Origin of the sequence: Mesorhizobium sp. M00.F.Ca.ET.216.01.1.1, from assembly GCF_004010325.2 — a bacterium.
GTDB lineage: Bacteria > Pseudomonadota > Alphaproteobacteria > Rhizobiales > Rhizobiaceae > Mesorhizobium.
This window is the reverse complement of sequence record NZ_SADR02000013.1, coordinates 45,539-65,571: the sequence shown is the minus strand read 5'-3', so window position 1 is coordinate 65,571 and position 20,033 is coordinate 45,539. Positions and strand designations below refer to the sequence as shown.

Annotated in this window: 20 protein-coding genes; 13 read left to right on the top strand and 7 right to left on the bottom strand. The window is 61.9% G+C overall.

The window, feature by feature from the left end; translation table 11 throughout:
* Positions 1 to 77 precede the first annotated feature (77 nt).
* The 7 genes from EN859_RS18075 (at position 78) to EN859_RS18045 (ending at position 8,671) form a co-directional block, all read left to right on the top strand.
* Positions 78 to 1,052, top strand: a complete 975-nt coding sequence (locus EN859_RS18075; protein ID WP_127854298.1) for a helix-turn-helix domain-containing protein — start codon at positions 78 to 80, stop codon at positions 1,050 to 1,052.
* Positions 1,053 to 1,167: 115 nt separating this feature from the next.
* Entirely contained in the window at positions 1,168 to 2,676 is a 1,509-nt protein-coding gene (locus EN859_RS18070; RefSeq protein ID WP_127854299.1) for an alpha-N-arabinofuranosidase, read from the top strand.
* Positions 2,677 to 2,893: 217 nt separating this feature from the next.
* Positions 2,894 to 4,786: an ABC transporter substrate-binding protein gene (locus EN859_RS18065; RefSeq protein WP_127854300.1), complete on the top strand. Its 1,893-nt coding sequence runs from the start codon at positions 2,894 to 2,896 to the stop codon at positions 4,784 to 4,786.
* 109 nt (positions 4,787 to 4,895) lie between these two features.
* Complete coding sequence (locus EN859_RS18060; protein WP_127854301.1) at positions 4,896 to 5,897, top strand: ABC transporter permease; 1,002 nt, start codon at positions 4,896 to 4,898, stop codon at positions 5,895 to 5,897.
* Between the two features lie 4 nt (positions 5,898 to 5,901).
* Positions 5,902 to 6,765 (top strand): ABC transporter permease, encoded by an 864-nt coding sequence (locus EN859_RS18055; protein WP_127854302.1) that lies wholly within the window; start codon positions 5,902 to 5,904, stop codon positions 6,763 to 6,765.
* The gene (locus EN859_RS18050; RefSeq protein ID WP_245525605.1) at positions 6,762 to 7,823 is read left to right on the top strand and encodes an ABC transporter ATP-binding protein; all 1,062 of its coding nucleotides are present in this window, start codon (positions 6,762 to 6,764) and stop codon (positions 7,821 to 7,823) included. The genes EN859_RS18055 and EN859_RS18050 overlap by 4 nt, the downstream gene beginning before the upstream one ends.
* Positions 7,820 to 8,671, top strand: coding sequence for an ATP-binding cassette domain-containing protein (locus EN859_RS18045; protein WP_127854303.1), 852 nt, complete (start codon positions 7,820 to 7,822; stop codon positions 8,669 to 8,671). Before EN859_RS18050 ends, EN859_RS18045 begins: the two co-directional genes overlap by 4 nt.
* On the opposite strand, the gene EN859_RS39285 is transcribed toward EN859_RS18045, so the two are convergent.
* From EN859_RS39285 to EN859_RS18030, 3 genes are read right to left on the bottom strand one after another with little or no spacing between them, the layout of a single operon-like run.
* On the bottom strand, positions 8,668 to 8,940 hold the full coding sequence (locus EN859_RS39285; RefSeq protein WP_127854304.1) for a hypothetical protein: 273 nt from the start codon (positions 8,938 to 8,940) through the stop codon (positions 8,668 to 8,670). The genes EN859_RS18045 and EN859_RS39285 overlap by 4 nt on opposite strands.
* A complete protein-coding gene (locus EN859_RS18035) occupies positions 8,937 to 9,749 on the bottom strand; it encodes a thioredoxin family protein (protein ID WP_127854305.1) in 813 nt (270 codons plus the stop codon). The genes EN859_RS39285 and EN859_RS18035 overlap by 4 nt, the downstream gene beginning before the upstream one ends.
* A 22-nt stretch (positions 9,750 to 9,771) precedes the next feature.
* Positions 9,772 to 10,497 carry an SDR family NAD(P)-dependent oxidoreductase gene (locus EN859_RS18030; protein WP_127854306.1) on the bottom strand — a complete coding sequence of 242 codons (726 nt, stop codon included), beginning with the start codon at positions 10,495 to 10,497 and terminating at the stop codon, positions 9,772 to 9,774.
* Positions 10,498 to 10,659: 162 nt separating this feature from the next.
* On the opposite strand from EN859_RS18030, the gene EN859_RS18025 reads away from it, so the two are divergent.
* The 4 genes from EN859_RS18025 to EN859_RS18010 all read left to right on the top strand — a co-directional run bounded on the left by EN859_RS18025 (position 10,660) and on the right by EN859_RS18010 (position 13,439).
* The gene (locus tag EN859_RS18025) at positions 10,660 to 11,880 is read left to right on the top strand and encodes a helix-turn-helix domain-containing protein (protein ID WP_127854307.1); all 1,221 of its coding nucleotides are present in this window, start codon (positions 10,660 to 10,662) and stop codon (positions 11,878 to 11,880) included.
* 111 nt (positions 11,881 to 11,991) lie between these two features.
* A complete protein-coding gene (locus EN859_RS18020; RefSeq protein ID WP_127854308.1) occupies positions 11,992 to 12,657 on the top strand; it encodes a PQQ-binding-like beta-propeller repeat protein in 666 nt (221 codons plus the stop codon).
* A gap of 154 nt (positions 12,658 to 12,811) precedes the next feature.
* Positions 12,812 to 13,042 (top strand): AbrB/MazE/SpoVT family DNA-binding domain-containing protein, encoded by a 231-nt coding sequence (locus tag EN859_RS18015; RefSeq protein WP_127854309.1) that lies wholly within the window; start codon positions 12,812 to 12,814, stop codon positions 13,040 to 13,042.
* Positions 13,032 to 13,439, top strand: coding sequence for a PIN domain-containing protein (locus EN859_RS18010; protein ID WP_127854310.1), 408 nt, complete (start codon positions 13,032 to 13,034; stop codon positions 13,437 to 13,439). Before EN859_RS18015 ends, EN859_RS18010 begins: the two co-directional genes overlap by 11 nt.
* A 129-nt stretch (positions 13,440 to 13,568) precedes the next feature.
* Here the strand turns inward: EN859_RS18010 and EN859_RS18005 are convergent, their stop codons facing one another.
* Positions 13,569 to 14,048 (bottom strand): cupin domain-containing protein, encoded by a 480-nt coding sequence (locus EN859_RS18005; RefSeq protein ID WP_127854311.1) that lies wholly within the window; start codon positions 14,046 to 14,048, stop codon positions 13,569 to 13,571.
* Between the two features lie 109 nt (positions 14,049 to 14,157).
* Between EN859_RS18005 and EN859_RS18000 the strand changes: the two genes are divergently transcribed.
* Positions 14,158 to 15,066, top strand: coding sequence for a LysR family transcriptional regulator (locus tag EN859_RS18000; protein WP_127854312.1), 909 nt, complete (start codon positions 14,158 to 14,160; stop codon positions 15,064 to 15,066).
* A 444-nt stretch (positions 15,067 to 15,510) separates the two neighbouring features.
* Positions 15,511 to 16,416: a LysR family transcriptional regulator gene (locus EN859_RS17995; protein ID WP_127854313.1), complete on the top strand. Its 906-nt coding sequence runs from the start codon at positions 15,511 to 15,513 to the stop codon at positions 16,414 to 16,416.
* Here the strand turns inward: EN859_RS17995 and EN859_RS17990 are convergent.
* The 3 genes from EN859_RS17990 to EN859_RS17980 all read right to left on the bottom strand — a co-directional run bounded on the left by EN859_RS17990 (position 16,400) and on the right by EN859_RS17980 (position 19,998).
* Positions 16,400 to 17,098, bottom strand: a complete 699-nt coding sequence (locus tag EN859_RS17990; RefSeq protein WP_127854314.1) for a peroxiredoxin-like family protein — start codon at positions 17,096 to 17,098, stop codon at positions 16,400 to 16,402. The two genes, EN859_RS17995 and EN859_RS17990, sit on opposite strands and share 17 nt — an antisense overlap.
* A 140-nt stretch (positions 17,099 to 17,238) precedes the next feature.
* Positions 17,239 to 18,585 (bottom strand): NAD(P)/FAD-dependent oxidoreductase, encoded by a 1,347-nt coding sequence (locus EN859_RS17985; RefSeq protein ID WP_127854315.1) that lies wholly within the window; start codon positions 18,583 to 18,585, stop codon positions 17,239 to 17,241.
* An 18-nt stretch (positions 18,586 to 18,603) separates the two neighbouring features.
* Positions 18,604 to 19,998 carry an NAD(P)/FAD-dependent oxidoreductase gene (locus EN859_RS17980; protein ID WP_127854316.1) on the bottom strand — a complete coding sequence of 465 codons (1,395 nt, stop codon included), beginning with the start codon at positions 19,996 to 19,998 and terminating at the stop codon, positions 18,604 to 18,606.
* Positions 19,999 to 20,033 lie beyond the last annotated feature (35 nt).

The window sequence follows — 20,033 nt, the reverse complement described above, 5'->3', positions numbered from 1 at the left end:
ACCTTGAAGGATCGCCATTTTCTGGTATGCATCAGAACTTCTGATACGGTCGTGCTGGGCGCGACCCTGGATGCGCCATGGACCTGCCACACAAGAACAATCGCAACTTCCTGACGATCAACGCCACGGACGGGCTGGGGGTACTGAAAGGCCTCTCTTCGCCCGTGCGGATCAGCATCCTCAGGCTGCTGCACGCGCGCGGGCCACTCAACGTCAACGAAATCAGCGAGGCCCTCTCGCTGCCGCAGTCGACGGTTGCGACAAACGTTCAGGTGCTCGAGAACTGCGACCTGATCCGCACCGAAACAGTGAAGGCGACAAAGGGCCAGCAGAAGATCTGTGCGGCGCGCTTCGACGAGATCGTGCTGCGCTTCGACGACTACGACGTAAAGGCCAGATCGAATGTCGTCGAGCTTTCCATGCCGCTCGGCCTCTACACGAATTGCAGCGTGTCGCCGCCCTGCGGGCTATGTTCCAGCGAGTCCGTCATCGGTCTTCTCGACGTGCCCGATTTCTTTCTCGACCCGGACAGGATGAAGGCGGGACTGATCTGGTTCGAGCGCGGCCATGTCGAGTACAAATTCCCGAACAACGCCAAGATCCTGCAGGCAGAGATCGAGGCGCTGGAGTTCAGCATGGAGCTTTCCTCGGAAGTTCCGGGCACAAACGCCAACTGGCCTTCAGACGTAAGCGTCTGGGTCAACGACGTGCTGGTCGGCACATGGACATCGCCCGGCGATTTCGGCGACAAGCGCGGCATCTACACGCCGCGTTGGTGGAAGCTCGAAGGCTCGCAATACGGCCACCTGAAGACCTGGAAAATCACCGACAGCGGCACTTTCCTCGACGGCGAGAAGACGTCGGAGGTGACGCTCGAACAGCTTCACCTCGCCGAGCACCATTCGATCCGGCTGCGGGTTGGCATCGACGAGCACGCCGAACATCCGGGCGGCGTTAATATCTTCGGCAAGGGTTTCGGCAATCACGATCAAGACATCATCCTGCGACTGTATGTTCGGCGGGATGGCGAGCGCGGCAAAATCCCTGCCTGAAGCCGGCATCGGCATTTCGAAAAGCCCTCATTGAAACGGGTTGACTCACCCGCCCTGATCAGGATCAGATAATACGGATACATATCCGCAGATTTGATATGATTGAGGAAACGCAATGAGAGCAAAAGCTTCCATCCACAAGGATTTCAGCATCGGCCGGATAGACGACCGCGTCTATGGCGCATTTCTGGAGCATCTCGGACGCGCGATCTATACCGGCATCTACGAGCCCGGCCATCCGACCGCCGACGAGCGCGGGTTCCGCCGCGACGTGATCGAGCTGGTTCGGGAGCTGAACGTCCCGGTCACCCGCTATCCCGGCGGCAACTTCGTCTCGGCCTACAATTGGGAGGACGGGATCGGGCCGAAGGAGAGCCGGCCGGCCGCGCTCGACTATGCCTGGCGCACCAAGGAAACCAACGAGGTCGGCATCGACGAGTTCGCCGCATGGTGCGAGGCCGCTGGAACCGAGCTGATGCTCGCCGTCAATCTCGGCTCACGCGGCCTCGATGCTGCGCGCGGGCTTCTCGAATATTGCAACCATTCGAGCGGCAGCCGCTGGAGCGACCTGCGCATCAAGAACGGCCGGCGCGAACCCTATAACGTGCGTCTGTGGTGCCTCGGCAACGAGATGGACGGACCATGGCAGGTCGGCCACAAGACTGCCTACGAATATGGCCGGATCGCCAACGAGACGGCAAAGGCGATGAAGGCGTTCGATCCTACGCTGCAGCTCGTGGCCTGCGGCAGTTCGCACAGTTCCATGCCATCTTATCCGCAATGGGAGGCCGACGTTCTCGACGAGTGCTACGACAACGTCGACTACCTGTCGCTCCACATGTATTTCGAGAATTACGAGGACGACTATCTCAATTTTCTTGCCAAGCCAGTGATTCTCGACCGCTATATCCAGACCGTCAGCGGTGTGATCGATTATGTGAAGGCCAAGAAGCGATCGAAGAAGGACATCCATATCTCCTTCGACGAATGGAATGTCTGGTATCATGCGCGCCGCCAGGATCACGACAATTTCAAGAATTGGGATTGGCCGGTGGCGCCGGCGCTGCTCGAGGAGGTCTATAATTTCGAGGATGTGCTGGTCGTCGGCTGCATCCTCAACACCTTCATCCGCCGCGCCGACCGCGTGCGGATCGCCTGTATCGCGCAGCTGGTCAACGCCATCGCGCCGATAACCACCGAGCGTGGCGGCCGCGCCTTCCGGCACACCATCTACTATCCGTATCTGTTCGCCTCTCGCTATGGTCGTGGCGAAAGCCTGTCCATTGCAGTCGACACGCCGCGTTACGACGCCAAGGCGGCCGACGACGTGCCCTATGTCGACGTCGCCGCGGTGCATGACCTGGCAGGTGGCACGATCGCGCTATTCGTCGTCAACAAGCATCCAGACGAGGAGACCGAACTTACTGTCGATCTTGCCGGCTTTGCATCGGCCCGGCTGATTGAGCATACCATCATCCACCATCCGGACCTGAGGGCCGTGAACAGCGCCGACGCGCCGGATGTGGTGAAACCGCGGCAGCAGAACGGTTCGGTCGTCGAGGAGAGCCGATTGTCATGCCGTCTCAAGCCGCGCTCCTACAATCTCATCCGGCTGTCGGTCTGATGCCCTTCCTTTGGGGTTGGGCACCCTCTGTGGGGCACTTGCCGTTCGGTTTCGGGCGGCGCCGGAAACGATGGGAAATCCTCACCGGCAGCGCGTGTTTATATCGCCGATTACGATACATATCAGGTTCTATTGACCAGTTCGGACGACCGGGTTAGCTTCCCAGCGACAATAAGCCATTCGAACACGGATCGGGTTGGCACAGGGAGGAAGAGCAATGCGCATCATGCGAGCCTTGATGTTCATCGCAAGCGCGTGGTTGATGGGACAATCCGCGCTTGCTCAAGGTATTTCGAACCTGCCGCGTGAACAGACCATCATCATCGAGAACCCGCAGGGCACGATAACCAATCCCTCTTGGTTCAACATCTGGATGGTGGCGCGCGGCGGCAACTCGACCGGGCTGCAGCAGCTCGGAATGGATACGCTCTGGTACATCGATGCAGACGCCGGCATCGACGGCGTATGGGACAATTCGCTGGCTGCTGACAAACCGCAATACAACGCCGATTTCACCGAGATGACGGTCAAGCTGCGGGATGGCATCACCTGGAGCGACGGCGTGGAATTCACCGCCGACGACGTCGTCTACACGGTCGAGACGCAGATCAAGAACCCGAGCATGATCTGGGGCGCCGCCTTTGGCGCCAGCGTCGACAAGGTGACTGCGCCCGACAAGCACACCGTGGTGTTCAAGCTGAAGCGGCCCAACTCGCGCTTCCACGCCACGTTCACTGTCCGTTGGAACGCGGCCTGGATCATGCCGAAGCACATATTCGAAAAGGTGAAGGATCCGACCAAGTTCGACTTCAACCCGCCGGTCACGATCGGTCCATACAAGCTTCACAGCTTCGATCCGAACGGCAAATGGTACATCTGGGAGAAGCGCGAGGACTGGCAGCACACCTCGATTGCCCGCTATGGCGAGCCTGGGCCGAAATATGCGGCCTATATCGATCCGGGACCGCCTGACAAGCGCGTCATACTGCAGCTCAACCACCAGCTCGACATCATCCACGACACGTCGCCGGAGGGCGTGTTCACGTTGGTCAAGCAGTCGCCGTCGTCGCACGGCTGGTTCAAGGGCTTTCCCTACGCCCATCCTGACCCGACCTTGCCGGCCGTGCTCTTCAACCACCAGGTGAAGCCGTTCGACAGTCCCGACGTGCGCTGGGCGCTCGCGCTGCTGATCGACATCAAGGCAGTCTCGATGGCTTCCTACCGCGGCGCCGCGACGATCTCGGCCATCGGCGTCCCGCCGACCGGGCTCTACGGCAAATATTATTTCGACCCGATGGAGGACTGGCTCAAGAACTTCGAGATCGACACCGGCAAGAGCAAATACAAGCCTTACGATCCGACCGTCGGCCAGCAGATCGCCGACATGCTGAGGCCATCGATGGGGGACCAGATCCCGACCGATGCCAAGGCGATCGCGAATGCGTTCGGGCGCGGCTGGTGGAAGCCAAATCCGGAGGCTGCCGCCGAGCTTCTCGAGCGCGCCGGCTTCACCAAGCAAGGCGACCAGTGGATGAAGCCCGACGGCACCCGCTTCAAGATCACGCTTCTGGTCGAAGGCGACCAGCGGCCGGTGATGACCCGCGCCGGCACGATGATAGCACAGGAGTGGCGTCAGTTCGGCATCGACGCCCAGACGCAGGCTTATCCCTCGGACTTCTTCCCACGCATCGAATCGGGAGACTACGAGGCGGCGATCGGCTGGAGTGTGGAAACCTGGGGTGGCCATCCCGACCTGTCGTTTTTCCTCGACAGCTGGCACTCGGAATTCCTGAAGCCGCGAGGCGAGCGGCAGCCGCCGCGCAACCGCCAGCGGTGGAAGAGTCCCGAACTCGACAAGATCATCGAACAGATCCGTACGATCGGCTTCGACGATCCGAAGGGGCAGGAACTCGGCAAGGAATACATCAAGCTCGCCGTCAGGGAGATGCCGATCATCCCGCTGATGTCCTACAACGTATTCACGATGATGGATACGACCTACTGGACCGGATACCCGAACGCGGAGACGGATCCCTACACCGACCCGGTCCCGAACTGGGCGAACACCAAATACATGTTCGTCAAGCTCAAGCCCGCCAAGAGGCAATAGCGGCACATGCCGGGCGAGGTGGCGCGGACCCCGCCTCGCCCGGTGCGCAGCAGATGCAAGACGAGATGACGCAGGACGAGATGATGCATTCAACGGCACGGCCGAAGCGATGAGAACTTACGCTCTCTATTTCGTCAGTCGCCTCGCGCAGTTCGTTCTTGTCGTCTTCATCGGCATCAATGTCGCCTATCTCATCACCCATCTCACACCGATCGATCCGGTCGAGCAGGCGATCAGCTCCGTCACCATGTTCGGCCAATCCAGCCCCGAGATGGTCGAGGTGATGCGCAAGGCGCTGCGCGAACTCTACGGCCTAGAAGGGTCAGCCCCGCAGCAATACGTCACGTTCTGGAAGCGCCTGGCGACGGGCGACTTCGGGCCGTCGCTCTCCGCATTCCCGACGCCTGTCTCGACCCTCATCTGGCAGGCGCTGCCATGGACGGTCGGCCTGCTCGTCTGCTCGACGCTCATCGCCTGGATGGTCGGCAATTTCCTCGGCGGCCTTGCCGGCTACTATCGCAGGAACATCCTGCTCAAGGCCTTGGGGATTGTCGCGATGAGCCTGCAGCCGATCCCCTATTACATCGTCGCCTTCATCCTTCTCATCGTCTTCGGCTTCCTTTGGCCGGTTCTTCCGATCAGCGGCGGAGCCGAGATGAATATCGACCGGCAAGGCTTCGCCTTCGCCGCCAGCATCATCCAGCATTCCATCCTACCCGCGCTTTCGCTGGTGCTCGTCGGGATGGGCGCATGGTTCATCGGCATGCGCTCGCTCGTCTCAAACATCGTGACCGAGGATTACGTCACCTATGCCGAGCTTGGCGGCGTCGATCGCCGCCGCATCCTGTTTTCCTACGTCATGCGCAATGCGCTCTCGCCACAGGTGACAGGGCTCGCCCTGTCGCTCGGCGCCATCTTCAACGGTGCGATCATCACCGAAGTCGTGTTCGGCTATCCTGGCCTTGGCACGCTGCTGGTCCGGGCCGTGAACGCCGGTGACTACAGCCTGGTGCTCGGCATCACATCCGTGTCGATCATTGCAGTGGCGGCGGCGATCCTGGTCATTGATATCATCTATCCGCTGCTTGACCCGCGCGTGGTGCAGGGGTGAGGTCGTGCTGAAGATCGTCCGCGACCTGTTCCGCTACAATCGCGAGTTCGCACTCGGAACGATTCTGATCCTGGTCGTGTTCGGCTTCGCGGTCGCCTCGTTCTTCTCGCCCTATCCGCCGCTGGACAGCTATGTCGTGCCTCCGGACGTACCGCCCTCCTGGGCCTATCCGTTCGGCACCAATTCGCGCGGGCAGGATGTGTTCTGGCAACTTACGCTTGCCATCCGCAATTCGCTCCTGTTCGGCCTTTCCGTCGCCCTGATGAGCCGCATCCTGTCGCTTCTGATCGGGCTGGTCGCCGGCTATGCTGGCGGCGTGGTCGATCGCGTCCTGATGACGATCAACGATACCTTCGTCGTGATCCCGCTGTTTCCGATCCTGGTGCTGTTCTTTTTCATGATGCACGACCAGATGTCGTGGCCCCTGCTCGCGATCGCGATGGCGTCGCTCGGCTGGCCCTACGACGCGCGGCTGATCCGCTCGGTAGCACTCAGCCTGAGGACGCGCGAATTCACGGCAATGAGCGTCTTTTCCGGAATGAGCGCCCGCCAGATACTCGTCGAAGAACATCTGCCCTATGTTCTTCCCATCGTCTTCTCCACCACGCTCAACAACATGAACTGGTCGATCGGATTGGAGGTGACCCTTTCGGTGATCGGTTTCACCAACATCGAGACGCCGACCATCGGCACGATGATCTACTGGGCGAACCAGCATACGGCGATGGTCGCCGGTGTCTGGTGGTGGATCGTTTTCCCGGTAGCGCTGGTCATCATGGCCTTTCTTGGACTTTACCTGCTGTCGGTCTCGATGAACGAGTATATCGATCCGAGGAGCCGGCTGATGCGGATGGACAGCAAGGTATGACTGGAGCCAACGGATCGAAGAAGGTCATGCTCGCCGTCGAGCACCTGCGCGCCTACTACGTGATGCGCTACTTCGGCACACAGCGCGAGGTGCGTGCCGTCGACGACATCTCGCTTGAGGTCGGCCGCAACGAAATCTATGGGCTTGCCGGCGAATCGAGCTCGGGCAAGACCACTTTCGTCAAGACCATCGCCGCGGCCATCCGGCCGCCGCTGACCGTCGTCGGCGGCTCTATCCGCTACAGCTTTCTGGACCGTGACATCTATCGGCTGGACCGTGCCGCCCTGTCGTCGATCCGCTGGCGCCATCTTTCCTATATCCCGCAAGGCTCGATGAACGTGCTCAATCCGGTCAGGCGCGTGCGCGAATCCTTCAACGATTTCGCCCTTCCCCATATGGGCCTGCCGAAGCAGCAGTTCTCCAACGCCGTCATCGCGCATCTGGAGCGTCTCCAGCTTAAGCCAAGCGTGCTCGACGCCTATCCCCACGAGCTCTCTGGCGGCATGCGCCAGCGCGTCGCGATCGCGCTCGCCACGGTCTGCCGGCCTGATTTCATCATCGCCGACGAACCGACGACGGCGCTCGACGTGGTTGTCCAGAAAAGTGTGCTGGAACTGATCCGTGAGGCACAACGGGAAATTGGCTCGTCGATGATCTTCGTCACCCACGACATGGCCGTTCACGCCAATATCTCCGATCGGCTAGGCATCATGTATGCCGGACGCCTGGTGGAGGAGGCGCCAACGGCCGAGGTTTTCAGAAACCCGAAGCACCCCTACACGCAGCACCTGATAGCCAGCCTGCCGCGGATCGGCGACAATTCGCCCAGGACCGCGCTCACCGGCGCGCCGCCCAGCATGGCGGACCCACCGAGCGGTTGCCGGTTTCATCCGCGCTGTCCGCTGGCCATGGACATTTGCCGCGAACTGGCCCCCGAGATGATCGCCGCCGATCCGCACCATCGCGTCGCCTGCCACGCGGTCAATCCGGTCGTGCGGCCGGGCGGAGAACAAATGTTCGCGAAAAACCTGGGACAGCGGAGCGGTCTTGTTCAATGACGGAGGATCTGCTCAACCTCGATCACGTCACGAGGAGCTACTCGTCGGGCGGGCTGTTTGCGCGGACAAGCTTCAGGGCCGTAGACGATGTGAGCTTCGGGCTCGACGCGTCGCGGCCCGAGATCTTCGCCATCATCGGTGAGTCGGGCAGCGGCAAGACGACGCTTGCCCGCATGATCCTCAACATGGTTTCGGCGAGCGCGGGTACAATCCGCTTCCGCGGCAAGGCGCTCGCGACAATCCGCGGCCGGCGGGCGCGGCTCGATTTCATGCGGCAGGTGCAGCCGATCTTCCAGAACCCGTATGAAGCCTTCAACCCGCTGAAGCGTGTCGACCGTTATCTATACGCGACGGCTCACCATCTGGCGCGTGTAAGCTCGGACAGGATGGACAGCGCGTGCGACCAAGCACTGCGGCAGGTCGGCCTGTCGCTCGCCGAAATCCGCGGACGCTTCCCGCACGAGCTTTCCGGCGGCCAGTTGCAGCGCACCGCGATCGCCCGCGCACTCATCTCCCGGCCCGCTCTGCTCGTCGCCGACGAGCCGGTTTCGATGGTCGACGCCTCACTTCGCATGTCCATCGTCTACCTCTTCAAGACGCTCCGCGATGAGTTCGGCATGTCGATCGTCTACATCACCCACGATCTCGCCACCGCCTACTACATCAGCGATCGCATCATCATCATGCAGAAAGGACGTGTGGTGGAGGCCGGCAATGCCCGCACAGTGCTCGACGCTCCGCAGCATCCATATTCGAAGCTCCTCAAGAGCGCGGTACTTTCAGCTGACAGTGCCGGCGCCGAGGAGACGACGGGGCCCGGACAAGGTCGTGAGGTGATGTCACGCTAACGGGCACCGCGTTGTCGGCTGGAAACCAGCTTCAGCCAAGGCGCCGAATGGAAGGCAGTCATGAGCAAGTACATCGGCACCATTCCGTTCAGCGGTGACGCATCTTGCGCGGCCGAGCACATCATATCCGGCGCCCCGCCAAGAAGCGTCAGCAGCGCCATGATTGCGAATGTCGGCGCAGCCGCGAGGGACAGCCAGTCGGCGGCGCCAAGGGCTGCCGCACCGCCGCATCCATCAGAGGCCCCTGCAGATTCAGGCTGGCCAATCATTGTGGCGACCCTCCCCGCGATATCGCTCGACGCTTGTCGTATTCGTCGTGGCGGCGCCACCAGATGCCGTTCTCGTTGCGCCCCAGAGGGGCACGGTCGAGCCATTGGTACATGCCCCAGAGGCCGTCCAGTCCGCGTGCATAGGTCGAATAGGCGTGGTAGACGACGCCGTCCTCGAGCACAAACGCGCTCATGCCCGGCCGCTCGCGCGTGTAGGTGGCCACATCGGTTCCTGTCGTGGCCGCGATCTCGGCGACAGGCCCCTCGCCGCCTTTCGTCAGTGAGTCGCCGATCCCGCTTTCCGCCCATGCCGACTCGCGCCGGTAGTTGTATTCGGCGGCTCCCTCGCGCTGTTGCTCCTCGGTGAGCGAAACGTTGAAGTCGAAGTTGAAGTCGCTGCCGAGCGAGGACGCCCAGGGAAACGTCCATCCCATCCGCCGCTTGTAAGCCTGCAGCGTGGCGAGCGGGGCGCGCGACACCGCCGAGAATGCGACGTCGTGATTTTCCAGATGGACGACGATGCCGTTGAAGCCGTCCGCGATCGCCGAGCAGGACGGACAGCCTGCCTTGTAGTCGGGCCCGAACATGAAATGGTAGACGAGGAGCTGCGAGCGCCCTTGGAAGAGGCTTGCCAGCGAGGCGCTCCCCCCGTCAGTGTCGAACCGATACTGCTTGTCGATCCGAACCCACGGCAGCTCCTGCCGCCGCCGCGCCAGCTCATCGCTTTTGCGCGTGAGCTCCTTCTCCGCCTCGAGCAGATCAAGGCGTGCCGCCAACCACTCCTCACGTGTTCCGGTCCTGTGTGTCATCGTTCTTCTCCTTCTTTCGTACTCATGACTTGACGGGCGTTGCCTCTGCGTACGCAGCAAACTGGCGCTCAAGCGCCTTGACCGCACTGCTGCGCCAGCCGTCCGCCACGGACTCTGATATGGAATCTGGGAAGATTTCCTCCTCCCCTTTCTCCACTCCGTCCAAGATTGCGCGCGCAACAGACTCCGGAGAGGCCTTCGGTATGTCCAGATCTCGTGTCATGTCCGTGTCCACGGGGCCGGGAAGGACCCTATGGACGCTGACACCTCGTCCAGCCAAAAGAGTGCGCAGCGACTGTGACAGAGAGAACGCGGCCGCTTTCGAGACTGAGTAGGCTGGACTGAACGGCACGGCGGCAAGCGACGACAACGACAGAACGTTGACGATGGCTCCCCGCGACCTAACCAGCAACGGCAGGAGAGCCTGGGTCACGTCATACGGGCCGAAGAGGTTGACGGCGAGCAGTTGTTCGAGCACACGACGATCGCTGAGGTCATCGAAAGGCGATACGCCGGCATTGTTAATGAGGATATCGAGAGATTCGACCTCCTCGACAGCTCGCCGAATCTGCGCTGCGCTCGTCACGTCCACGGTCAGAGATGTAACGCGCCGGTCCGAGTGAGCCATGGGCTTGCGCGTTCCGGCAAAGACGCGCTTCGCCCCTCTCCCCAAGGCTTCCTCGACCAGTGCCCGACCGATGCCCCGATTGGCCCCAGTCACCAGAATTGTTGAATCTGCGATCTTCATTGCCGTCTCCTAGTGCCTGTCGTTGCGTTCGAACTCAGTCCGCAATCGCGCCGCAATTCAGGTTGGCTACAGTTGCCGTTCCCGATAGGACTGGGTTGGTCACGGGACAAACTTAGGGCTGGTCATCGGAACCATGGGAGTGACAAGTGTGACGGGATTCCGATGGACTCGCTGATCACCGCTGCGGCGCATGCGCTTGCGGCGGGTGATCCGCTCGGCGCCTTGAAGCGGGTTGCCCTGCGCAACGACGCGCCGGCACTGGCGCTGCGCGGCATCGCCATGGCGCAACTCGGCGATCTCGTCCGAGCGAAGGCGCTGCTGAAAAGTGCGGCGCGCGCGTTCAGCCCGAGGGAGGCGGTGGCCCGCGCGCGCTGTGTCGTGGCCGAGGCTGAGATCGCGCTCGTTTCGCGCGACCTCTCCTGGCCGGTCAAGGCGCTCGATCAGGCGCGCGCTACGCTCGAAGCGCATGGCGACCGCGTCAACGCCGCTCATGCGCGCAATCTCGCTGTGCGGCGCCTGCTTTTGATCGGCCATCTCGATGAGGCCGAGCGCAGGCTGGACGGCTTCGACCCTTCGCCGCTGCCACCGGCATCGCGGGCCGCCCACGAACTGGCGGTCGCGGGCATTGCCATCCGGCGGTTGCGGACCAGGCCGGCACGCGAAGCACTCGCCCGCGCGGCGCAGGCCGCGGGCGCGTCTGGCATCCCGGCACTGATGGCCGAGGTGGAGAGCGCATCGCTGGTGCTGGACGCGCCGGTGGCGCGCCTCATCGCGCGCGGCGGCGAACGCCCGCTGCTGCTTGAAGAGGTTGAGGCGCTGCTGACATCGGGGGCATTGGTGGTTGATGCCTGCCGCAACGTCGTTCGCAATGCAGGCACGGTGATCTCGCTGGCGACCCGCCCGGTGCTGTTCGCGCTGGCCCGCGCGCTGGCTGAAGCCTGGCCCTCGGACGTGGCAAGAAGTACGCTCATCGCACGCGCCTTCCGGGGAAAGGACGCCGATGAATCGCATCGCGCTCGGCTGCGGGTCGAGGCCGGGCGGCTGCGTGCGGAGCTTGGCATGCTCGCACAGGTGAAGGCGACGAAGCGCGGCTTCGCGCTCTCATCGCGCCACGCCGGCGCGGTCGTGGTACTGGCGCCGCCCGCCGACGAAGAGAATGCGCAGGTGCTGGCCTTGCTTGCCGATGGCGAGCCATGGTCGAGCTCAGCCCTGGCGATCGCGCTTGGCGCCAGCCCGCGCACTGTGCAACGGGCGCTGGAGCAGCTGGCGCAGGCGGGCAAGGTGCAGTCGTTCGGGCGTGGGCGGGCGCTTCGCTGGATGACCCCGCAGGTGCCGGGTTTCCCGACAATCTTGTTACTCCCCGGCCCGCTGCCGAACGACTAGAGCAGTTCTCGGTTCGTCCGGAACCGGATAATCGCTCTAATTATCTGTTTTGCCGGATTTATGCGGACACCGATGATTCCATCTGGCTACAAAATGCTTTAGGACGCACGGATGAAACCGACCGCTGCCGAAATCCTCCGCGAATATGGACCCTTTCCGGGCGCCGAGCGTGTGGCTGGCCTGACCTTCGATGGCCAGAACGTCTGGTTCGCCTCGGGAGACAGGCTGAACGCCTTCGATCCGGCAAGCGGCAAGGCGGTGCGCACGATCGAGGTCGCAGCACACGCGGGAACGGCATTCGACGGCCAGCATCTGTTCCAGATCGCAGAGGATCGCATCCAGAAGATCGATCCTGAGACCGGCCGTGTGCTTTCCACCATTCCGGCGCCCGGCGGTGGCGGCGACTCCGGGCTCGCGTGGGCCGAAGGGACGCTCTGGGTGGGGCAGGCTCAGGACCGGAGGATCCATCAGATCGATCCCCAGACAGGGATGATTCTTCGCACCATCGAATCGAATCGATTCGTTACCGGGGTCACCTGGGTCGACGGTGAGCTCTGGCATGGCACCTGGGAAGGTGACGAGAGCGATGTGAGGCGTATCGATCCTCGAACGGGAGAGGTTTTGGAAAAGCTCGAGATGCCGCCCGGAGTGGGCGTGTCGGGGCTCGAGTCCGATGGCAACGATCAGTTCTTCTGCGGCGGCGGAAGCAGCGGCAAGGTGCGAGCCGTCCGCCGGCCCAGGCGAGCCTCTGCGGCGGGCGGTGGCTCCGAGGACTAAAGCTCCGGCGAGAATCGTCTCGTTGGGCCAACGAAGAGAAGATCGTCGACAACCTCTCAATCATACGCGGTCTATGGCGACATCCGACGATCCTTGACCTCGACAACTCCTGGATATACATATCTTCCATCGTATATCCAAAGGAGGGAATGACATGCAGGTCGCCAAATGGGGAAATAGTCTCGCCGTCCGCCTTCCTGCCGCTGTGGTCGAAGCGCTTGAGCTCAGGGAGGGCGACGAGATCGAAATCCATGTCGCTGACGCCCGCCAGCTTGGCGTCGCGCGCAAGCCCGGGCGCGATGAGTTGCTGAAGCGTCTCCGCGCCTTCCGCGGTCGGCTTCCCGCTGACTTCAAGTTCGATCGAGACGAGGCTAATGCCCGTTAGTTTTTTCGACACCAATGTCCTTGTCTATGTCGTGTCAGGCGATACGGCGAAGGCGGATCGGGCCGAGGCGGCCATCGCCGCTGGGGGAGCAATCAGCGTGCAGGTTCTCAATGAACTCGCCAACGTCGCGCGTCGGAAGATGCAAATGTCCTGGGCCGACACACATGCGCTGCTTACCACACTGCGCGGCCTGTTGACGGTTCACCCGCTCACGCTCGAGACCCACGAAACAGGATTGAGGCTCGCCGAGCGGTATGGCCTTTCCACCTATGACGCCATGATCGCCTCCGCAGCGATTCACGCCGGTTGCGACACACTTTGGTCGGAGGATATGCAGCACGGAATGGCGCTCGACGAAGGCTTGCGCATCGTCAATCCCTTTCGCGTTGCGAGCTGACCATGGACAAGAAAACAAAGGGGCATGGCTGCTCGCGCAGCTGAAAATCTTGATGCCGCTACCGGTGGGGCTTGCCGAGCCAGCGGCATAGAGTTCGACCGGACGCCGCCGACTGTCTGGAACGATATCTCAGGCAGCCGGCGGCTCGATGGTAACGCCGTATTTGGCGGCGATGGCCACGAGCTTTCCCATTTCCGGCATGCCGGCGGCGGTCGCGGCGTCCAGTTCGGCAAACATCTGGTCAAGGCCGCAACTCGCCGCGCAAAGGACGAGCACCCGGGCTGGCTTGTCGCCGACATTGCGGATGGCATGGCGCCGGCCGCGTGCGCCGAAGAAGAAGCCGCCGGGCGCAACGCGGTGCGGCGCGGACTCGCCTTCGAATTCGATGACGAGTTCGCCGCTCAGCACATAGAAGGCTTCATCCTCACTAGCATGGGTGTGCGGTGGCGCACCCGTGCCCGGCGGAAAGACCGCCTCCCAGAGCGAGAAGGATCCGGCCGTTTCAGCGCCGGTGGCTTTGTAGATATGGGTGACGCCCAGAACGTTGAGCGTCGAACCGGCCGCCGGCTCGCGAACGAACGGTTCAGTTGCTGCGACTTTGACATCCATCGTCCATCTCCTGTGGTTCGGGTGGCTGACCAAGCGATAGTCCCGTTCTCGCCCGTCGATTAGCCGGAATTGTGTGGACTTCCTGTCCGGATTTCAGGACAATTAACTTATGGACCCGCTCGATGGCATCGCCGCGTTCGCTCGCGTGGTGGACAGCGGCAGCTTCTCGGCTGCGGCACATCGGCTCGGAATCTCCAAATCCGCTGTCAGCGCCCATGTGCAGCGGCTCGAAGAGCGGTTGGGCATTCGCCTCCTCAACCGCACCACGCGTCGACTCTCGATGACCGAAGCGGGCGCAGCCTACTACCGCCACTGTGCGCGGATCCTTGCCGAAGCCGAGGCTGCTGAGCAGGCAGCGAGCGCGCTGCAGCGCGAGCCGCGCGGCACGCTTCGCATTTCGGCGCCCGACAGCTTCGGCTGGATGCATGTGGCGCCGGCCGTCCCGGACTTCCTGAGGCGCTATCCGGAACTTTCCGTCGATATCACCTTGAGCCCGGCGCATGTGAATCTCGTCGACGAAGGGCTCGATCTGGCGATCCGTATCGGCGTGCTCGAGGATTCGCCGCTTGTCGTGCGCAAGCTCGCACCATCCCGGCTCGTCGCCTGTGCTACGCCCGCCTATCTCAATGAGCATGGGGTGCCGCGCGAGCCGGGCGACCTTGCGAAGCACAACTGCCTCTGCACAAACCTGCTGCCCTGGGGCGACGAATGGCGCCTTGCCGGCAAACGTGGCGAGGTGCGGGTGGCCGTTGGCGGCAGCTTTCGCAGCAACAATGCCGAGATGCTGCGCGCAGCAGTGCTCGACGGCATCGGCATCGCCCTACTGCCCACTTGGGCGGTCGCGGAGCCGCTGCGTACGGGTGCGCTGCGACGCGTGCTTGATGCCTGGGAGCCTCCAGCCAGCACGATTTATGCCGTCTATCCCGGCAACAGGCTGATGTCGATGAAGGTCCGTGCCTTCGTCGACCACCTTGCGCTGTGCATCGGGCGCACGCCGTATTGGGATGAAGGCCTTTGAGAAGAGCGCCCTTTTTGGATCACCCTACTTTGGCAAACGGCAGCCTGAAGCAAATGCCGCCCCCGAGGTTGCAAGCGCGACATGGTCAAAGGAAATCCGGCACGCGGAAGTACGCAAGCTTGTGCGCCATCTTCAAGGGCATCGATCAGCCGATGGCTTCGATCTCGGCCAGCAGGGACTGATCGAGGCGAGTGTTTGTACTTCAACGCGTGCCGGCGTTGGCCCCGCAGGCGGGCGCCCGGCGCATTCGCAACCATATCTGCCATGGCCGCGAAGGATTGCGATTGGGATAGCGAATCGTTGGAACATGCGTTCGCCACCGACCTTTCGCCAAGAAGTAAAAGCCCGCTGTTCGCCCGCCTTTGCCTCATGCCTTCCATTGCGTTAGTCTGCAAAAAAGCCGTAATTCCGGATCGACTATTTCGCTGAGGGGGGCGAAAGTTCATGGAGATGCAGCAGGTCCGCTATTTCCTGGCCCTGTCGAACACGCTGAATTTCACCAGGGCGGCCGAAGAATGCAATGTCACGCAGCCTGCGCTGACACGCGCCATCAAGACGCTTGAAGACGAACTGGGCGGCGAGCTTCTTCGACGCGAGCGCCAGCACTCCCACCTGACCGAACTTGGACGGCGCATGCTGCCGTTGCTGCAGCAATGCTATGACGCCGCCAGTTCTGCGAAATCACTCGCCAAGGCCGTGCAAAGCAGCGACGTCGCGCCTCTTAACGTCACCATCTCCAACAGCGTCAACATAGCGCTGCTTGTTTCGCCATTTACGGAACTTTTCCGAGCCTATCCGGGTGTGCATCTCAAGATCAGCCGCGGCTCGCCTACGACGGTAGTCGATGCGCTGAAAAATGGTGATGTCGAACTGGCGGTAGCTGGTCCCCTCGGTCCGGCCTGGGACCGGCTCGATATCTGGCCGCTTTTCAAAGAGGAGATCGAGCTGGTGGTGAACTCCGAGCACCCGCTCGGCCGCCGCAATGAATCGGATGTGATGGTAAGCCAACTCGCCAGTGAGCCGGTGCTCAGCCGGGTCGATTGGGAGACAAGCGAGGAGCTATCTCGGTGCCTCGCTGCGAAAGGGCTGACGCCCCGAACCGCCCATGAAGTCGAGACTGACCACGACCTGTTGGCGCTGCTGGAGGCCAACGCCGGTGTGGGATTCGTCTCCATGACAGCGCCGCGGTCGCCGAACATCCGCAGGCTCAGGCTGCGAGACGTCGAGATCTCACGGACCGTCGCCGTGTATGCGGTCGCAGGCAGGCATCGTTCGCCGGTTGCAACGACGCTGCTCAACCTCTTGCGATCGACCGACTGGTCGTCATTTGGCGTTAGCGAGCCCGCTTAAGCGCCGCAATCAGGTAATCGATATCCATTCGCCGGCGGTAGTCCGGATCGACGAAGCGATCTGTGATCCGCCCATCCGTACCGACGATGAAAGTCGCTGGGATCGGAAGAAACCAGCTGGCGTTACCCTGATAGCTGGGGAGATCATAACCAACGCCCATCAACCTCTCCATCTCAGCCCCGACCCAGATCGCAAGGTTGAGTGAGAGCGCATAGCCATTGTCTATGTCGATCAGGAATGGAAACTGGGCGCCTACCGCAGCCTTCATCGCCTTCGCGAACCTGCGCCGTTCCGGCATGATCACCACCACTTGGCCGTCCAGTGCGGCAATCTCCTCCTGGACCTCCACGATCCCGATCGCATTCAAGCGGCAATAAGGGCACCAGTGACCGCGCTGGAAGGTTATTACCGCCGGCCCCTGCTCAAGGAGATCCGCCAATCCGATCAGTTTGCCGCTGTCGTCAGGCAGGAGGAACGCGGGCATCACATCGCCGGGGGCCGGCGACATCATCCCTTGTTCCTGCAAGCGCGCCACCAGGCGGTCTACCGCATCGGCAAAATCAGCGTTGAGCCGGCGGACAGCCCTTGCGACCACCTCCAGCCGCTCATTCAGCGGCGCATCAAGTTCAATGGCAGCCTGCACGGACTGTTCGAACGTCATAGCCTCGTCATCGGCAACCATTTCGGCACTTTCATAGGTCGCATCCAGCCTATCATCGAAGACGCATGACCAAGGCCATGCTCTTTTCACATGATTTCCATGAGTGGCGTGCATTCCTGCACCCAACGGTCGCATCCTGTTCGCACGTACCGCCCAATTCGTTACATCATGTTCCTGATATCCGATGAGAATGTCGGGAAACCATAAACCATTTCGGACAGTTGCGACGCCGTGATGCCGTGTTTCATCGCAAGCGCAAAGAGGTGGATAAGCTCCTCGCCCGCATGTCCCACCATATGGGCGCCCAGGATTCTATCTGTCTTTGCCTCCACGATGATCTTCGACCATGCCACCGTCTCGGCATAGGTTTTGGCTGACAGCCAGCCCCGCATGTCGTTTACGTGAACTGTGACGGCAAGCCCCTGCTCCTTCGCTTTGGCCTCAGTCAGTCCGACACTGGCAACCGCCGGAATGGTGTAGACAGACGTCGGTATCTGCGCATAGTCCGGCCGGTGTTTTGGCCCATCGACAATGTTGCGGCCGACGATTGCTCCCTCGTAGGTCGCCACGGGTGACAACTGTGGGGAATTCCACAAGGCATCGCCGCATACATAGACATCCGGATTCGAGCGTGAGCGCAGGTAGTCGTCGATTTCGATGCGTCCTTCGCGATGCACGACAACGCCCGCACCAAGATCGAGCCCGTCGACATTGGCTATTCGGCCGGCGCAGTTGACCACCCGATCGGCGTACATCACGCATTCGCGACCTTCCTTTGCGAACGTCACGCGCAAGCGACCGTCGACGCTGTCGATCCTTTTGACCCAGGCAAGTGTGTGCAGACGGATACCTATGCGCTCACCCTCGCCGCAGATCTGTGCGACAGCATCAGTGTCGAAACTGCCGAGCAGATGCGGCAGCGCCTCGAGGATGGTGACCTTGACGCCGGCGCGCGCATACACATGACCTAGCTCGAAGGCGATGACGCCGCCGCCAACGAATACGACCGCATCAGGCAGCACAGGATCGTTCAGTACGTCATCGGAAGTGATCATATGCTCGGCGCCTGGGATGGGCAGCGAGCGCGGCTTCGAGCCGGTTGCGATGACGATGTTCTTGGCTTCCAGTTTTCGCCCGCCGACGCTGATCTCATTGCCGCTGGCAAATGCAGCCTCCCCGAAGATAACGTCCACGCCGCGCTTCGCCATCAAGCCGGAAAGGCGGTCAGGAATCTCCCTGACCATCCCCTTTTCGCGATCAATCAACGCTGCCCAATTCAGTGACGGTTCGCTGACGGTGATCTGATGCTCAGCGGCGTGGTCGATGTCATGGAGCGCATGCGCGGCGGCAACGAGAACCTTCTTCGGTGTGCATCCACGATTGGGGCAGGTGCCGCCAAGATCGCGAGCCTCGATCATTGCCACCGACAAGCCGGCCGCGCGAGTCGCGACCGTCACGCCCATTCCGGCATTGCCACCGCCAAGGATCACGACATCATATTTTTTCATCGTGTTGCGCTCCGATGCTCAATGCAGCTTGACCCGAGGCTTGGTGCGGCGCGCCAGGATCTCAGCGAACGTATCCAGCGCGGTCTTTAGAGTGCCGTGCACTGCTTTGAGGTGCATCTTGTGCAGCGACCGGTACATCAGCCGGGCAATCAGGCCTCCAATCTTCAAACCGCCGATCAGATTGCCGAACGAGCCGTAATCGGCGAGCGAAACCAGGGAGCCGTAATCGCGGTAGCGGAACGCCGGCGCCTGCTGTCCCTTGACGCGCGCGGCAATGGCCTTGACGAGGTGGTCAGCCTGCTGATGGGCTGTCTGCGCGCGCGGCGGCAGTGGGTCATTCTCTCCGGGGAGAACGCAATTCGCACAGTCACCGATGGCAAACACATTCTCGTCGCCCTTGGCTCGCAGCGTCTCGTCGACGACAAGGCGGTTGATGCGGTCGGTCTCGAGGCTGTCAAGGTTCTTCAGGAAATCCGGTGCCTTGATGCCCGCAGACCAGACGACAAGCTCTGCGGCGACAAAGAGCTTTTCGCCAAGTCTGACCCCTTCCGCCGTCACTTCCGTGACCTTCACCCCACAACGGATCTGGACGCCGAGGTCGCGAAGCAGACGTGCCGAAGCGCGCGCCAGCTGCTCCGGCAAAGCCGGCAGGATACGCGGCCCCGCCTCGACGATCGTGATGCGGATCAGCTTGTCGAAATCGATGTTGTCGAGATTGTGCGACGCGATTTCCCGCATCGATTTGTGCAGCTCTGCCGCCAGTTCGACGCCGGTCGCTCCGGCGCCAACGACAACGCAGTGAAGCTGCCCCGGCAACAGAGGCTCGTATTGCGCGTTGGCACGCAAGCAGGCGTTGATCATGCGCTGATTGAAGCGGGCAGCTTGGGCGGCAGTATCGAGCGCAATTGCATGCCTGATGGCGCCCGGCGTTCCGAAATCGTTGCAGACGCTGCCGACGGCCATGACCAGGGTGTCGTAGCCGAGCACCCGCGGCGGAATGATCTGCCTGCCATCGTCGTCGAAACTGGGCGCGACAAAGACCTGGCGCTTCGCGCGGTCGATGCCGACGACTTCGCCGATCCGGTACCGGTAATGGTGGCGGCTGGCATGCGCAATATATTCCACTGCATCGCTCGATGCGTTCAGCGTGCCCGACGCGACCTCGTGCAGCAGCGGCTTCCAGACATGTGTGCGGTTGCGGTCGACGAGGGTGATCGACACGCGTCGCTTGCCGAACTTGCGGCCGAGACGCGTTGCAAGCTCCAGCCCGCCTGCGCCACCGCCAACGATTACCACACGATGCAGTGAACGATCGGCGTGGGACGGGGTTTCCGGAATTTTGCGGAACAGCGCTGCATCGTTGGCCAGCACTGCTTCTGGAACCAGCCGCATCCCAGGAGTGATGATTTCCATCGGGGTCTCCGTCTCGATCTCGTTGTTCGGCGTGG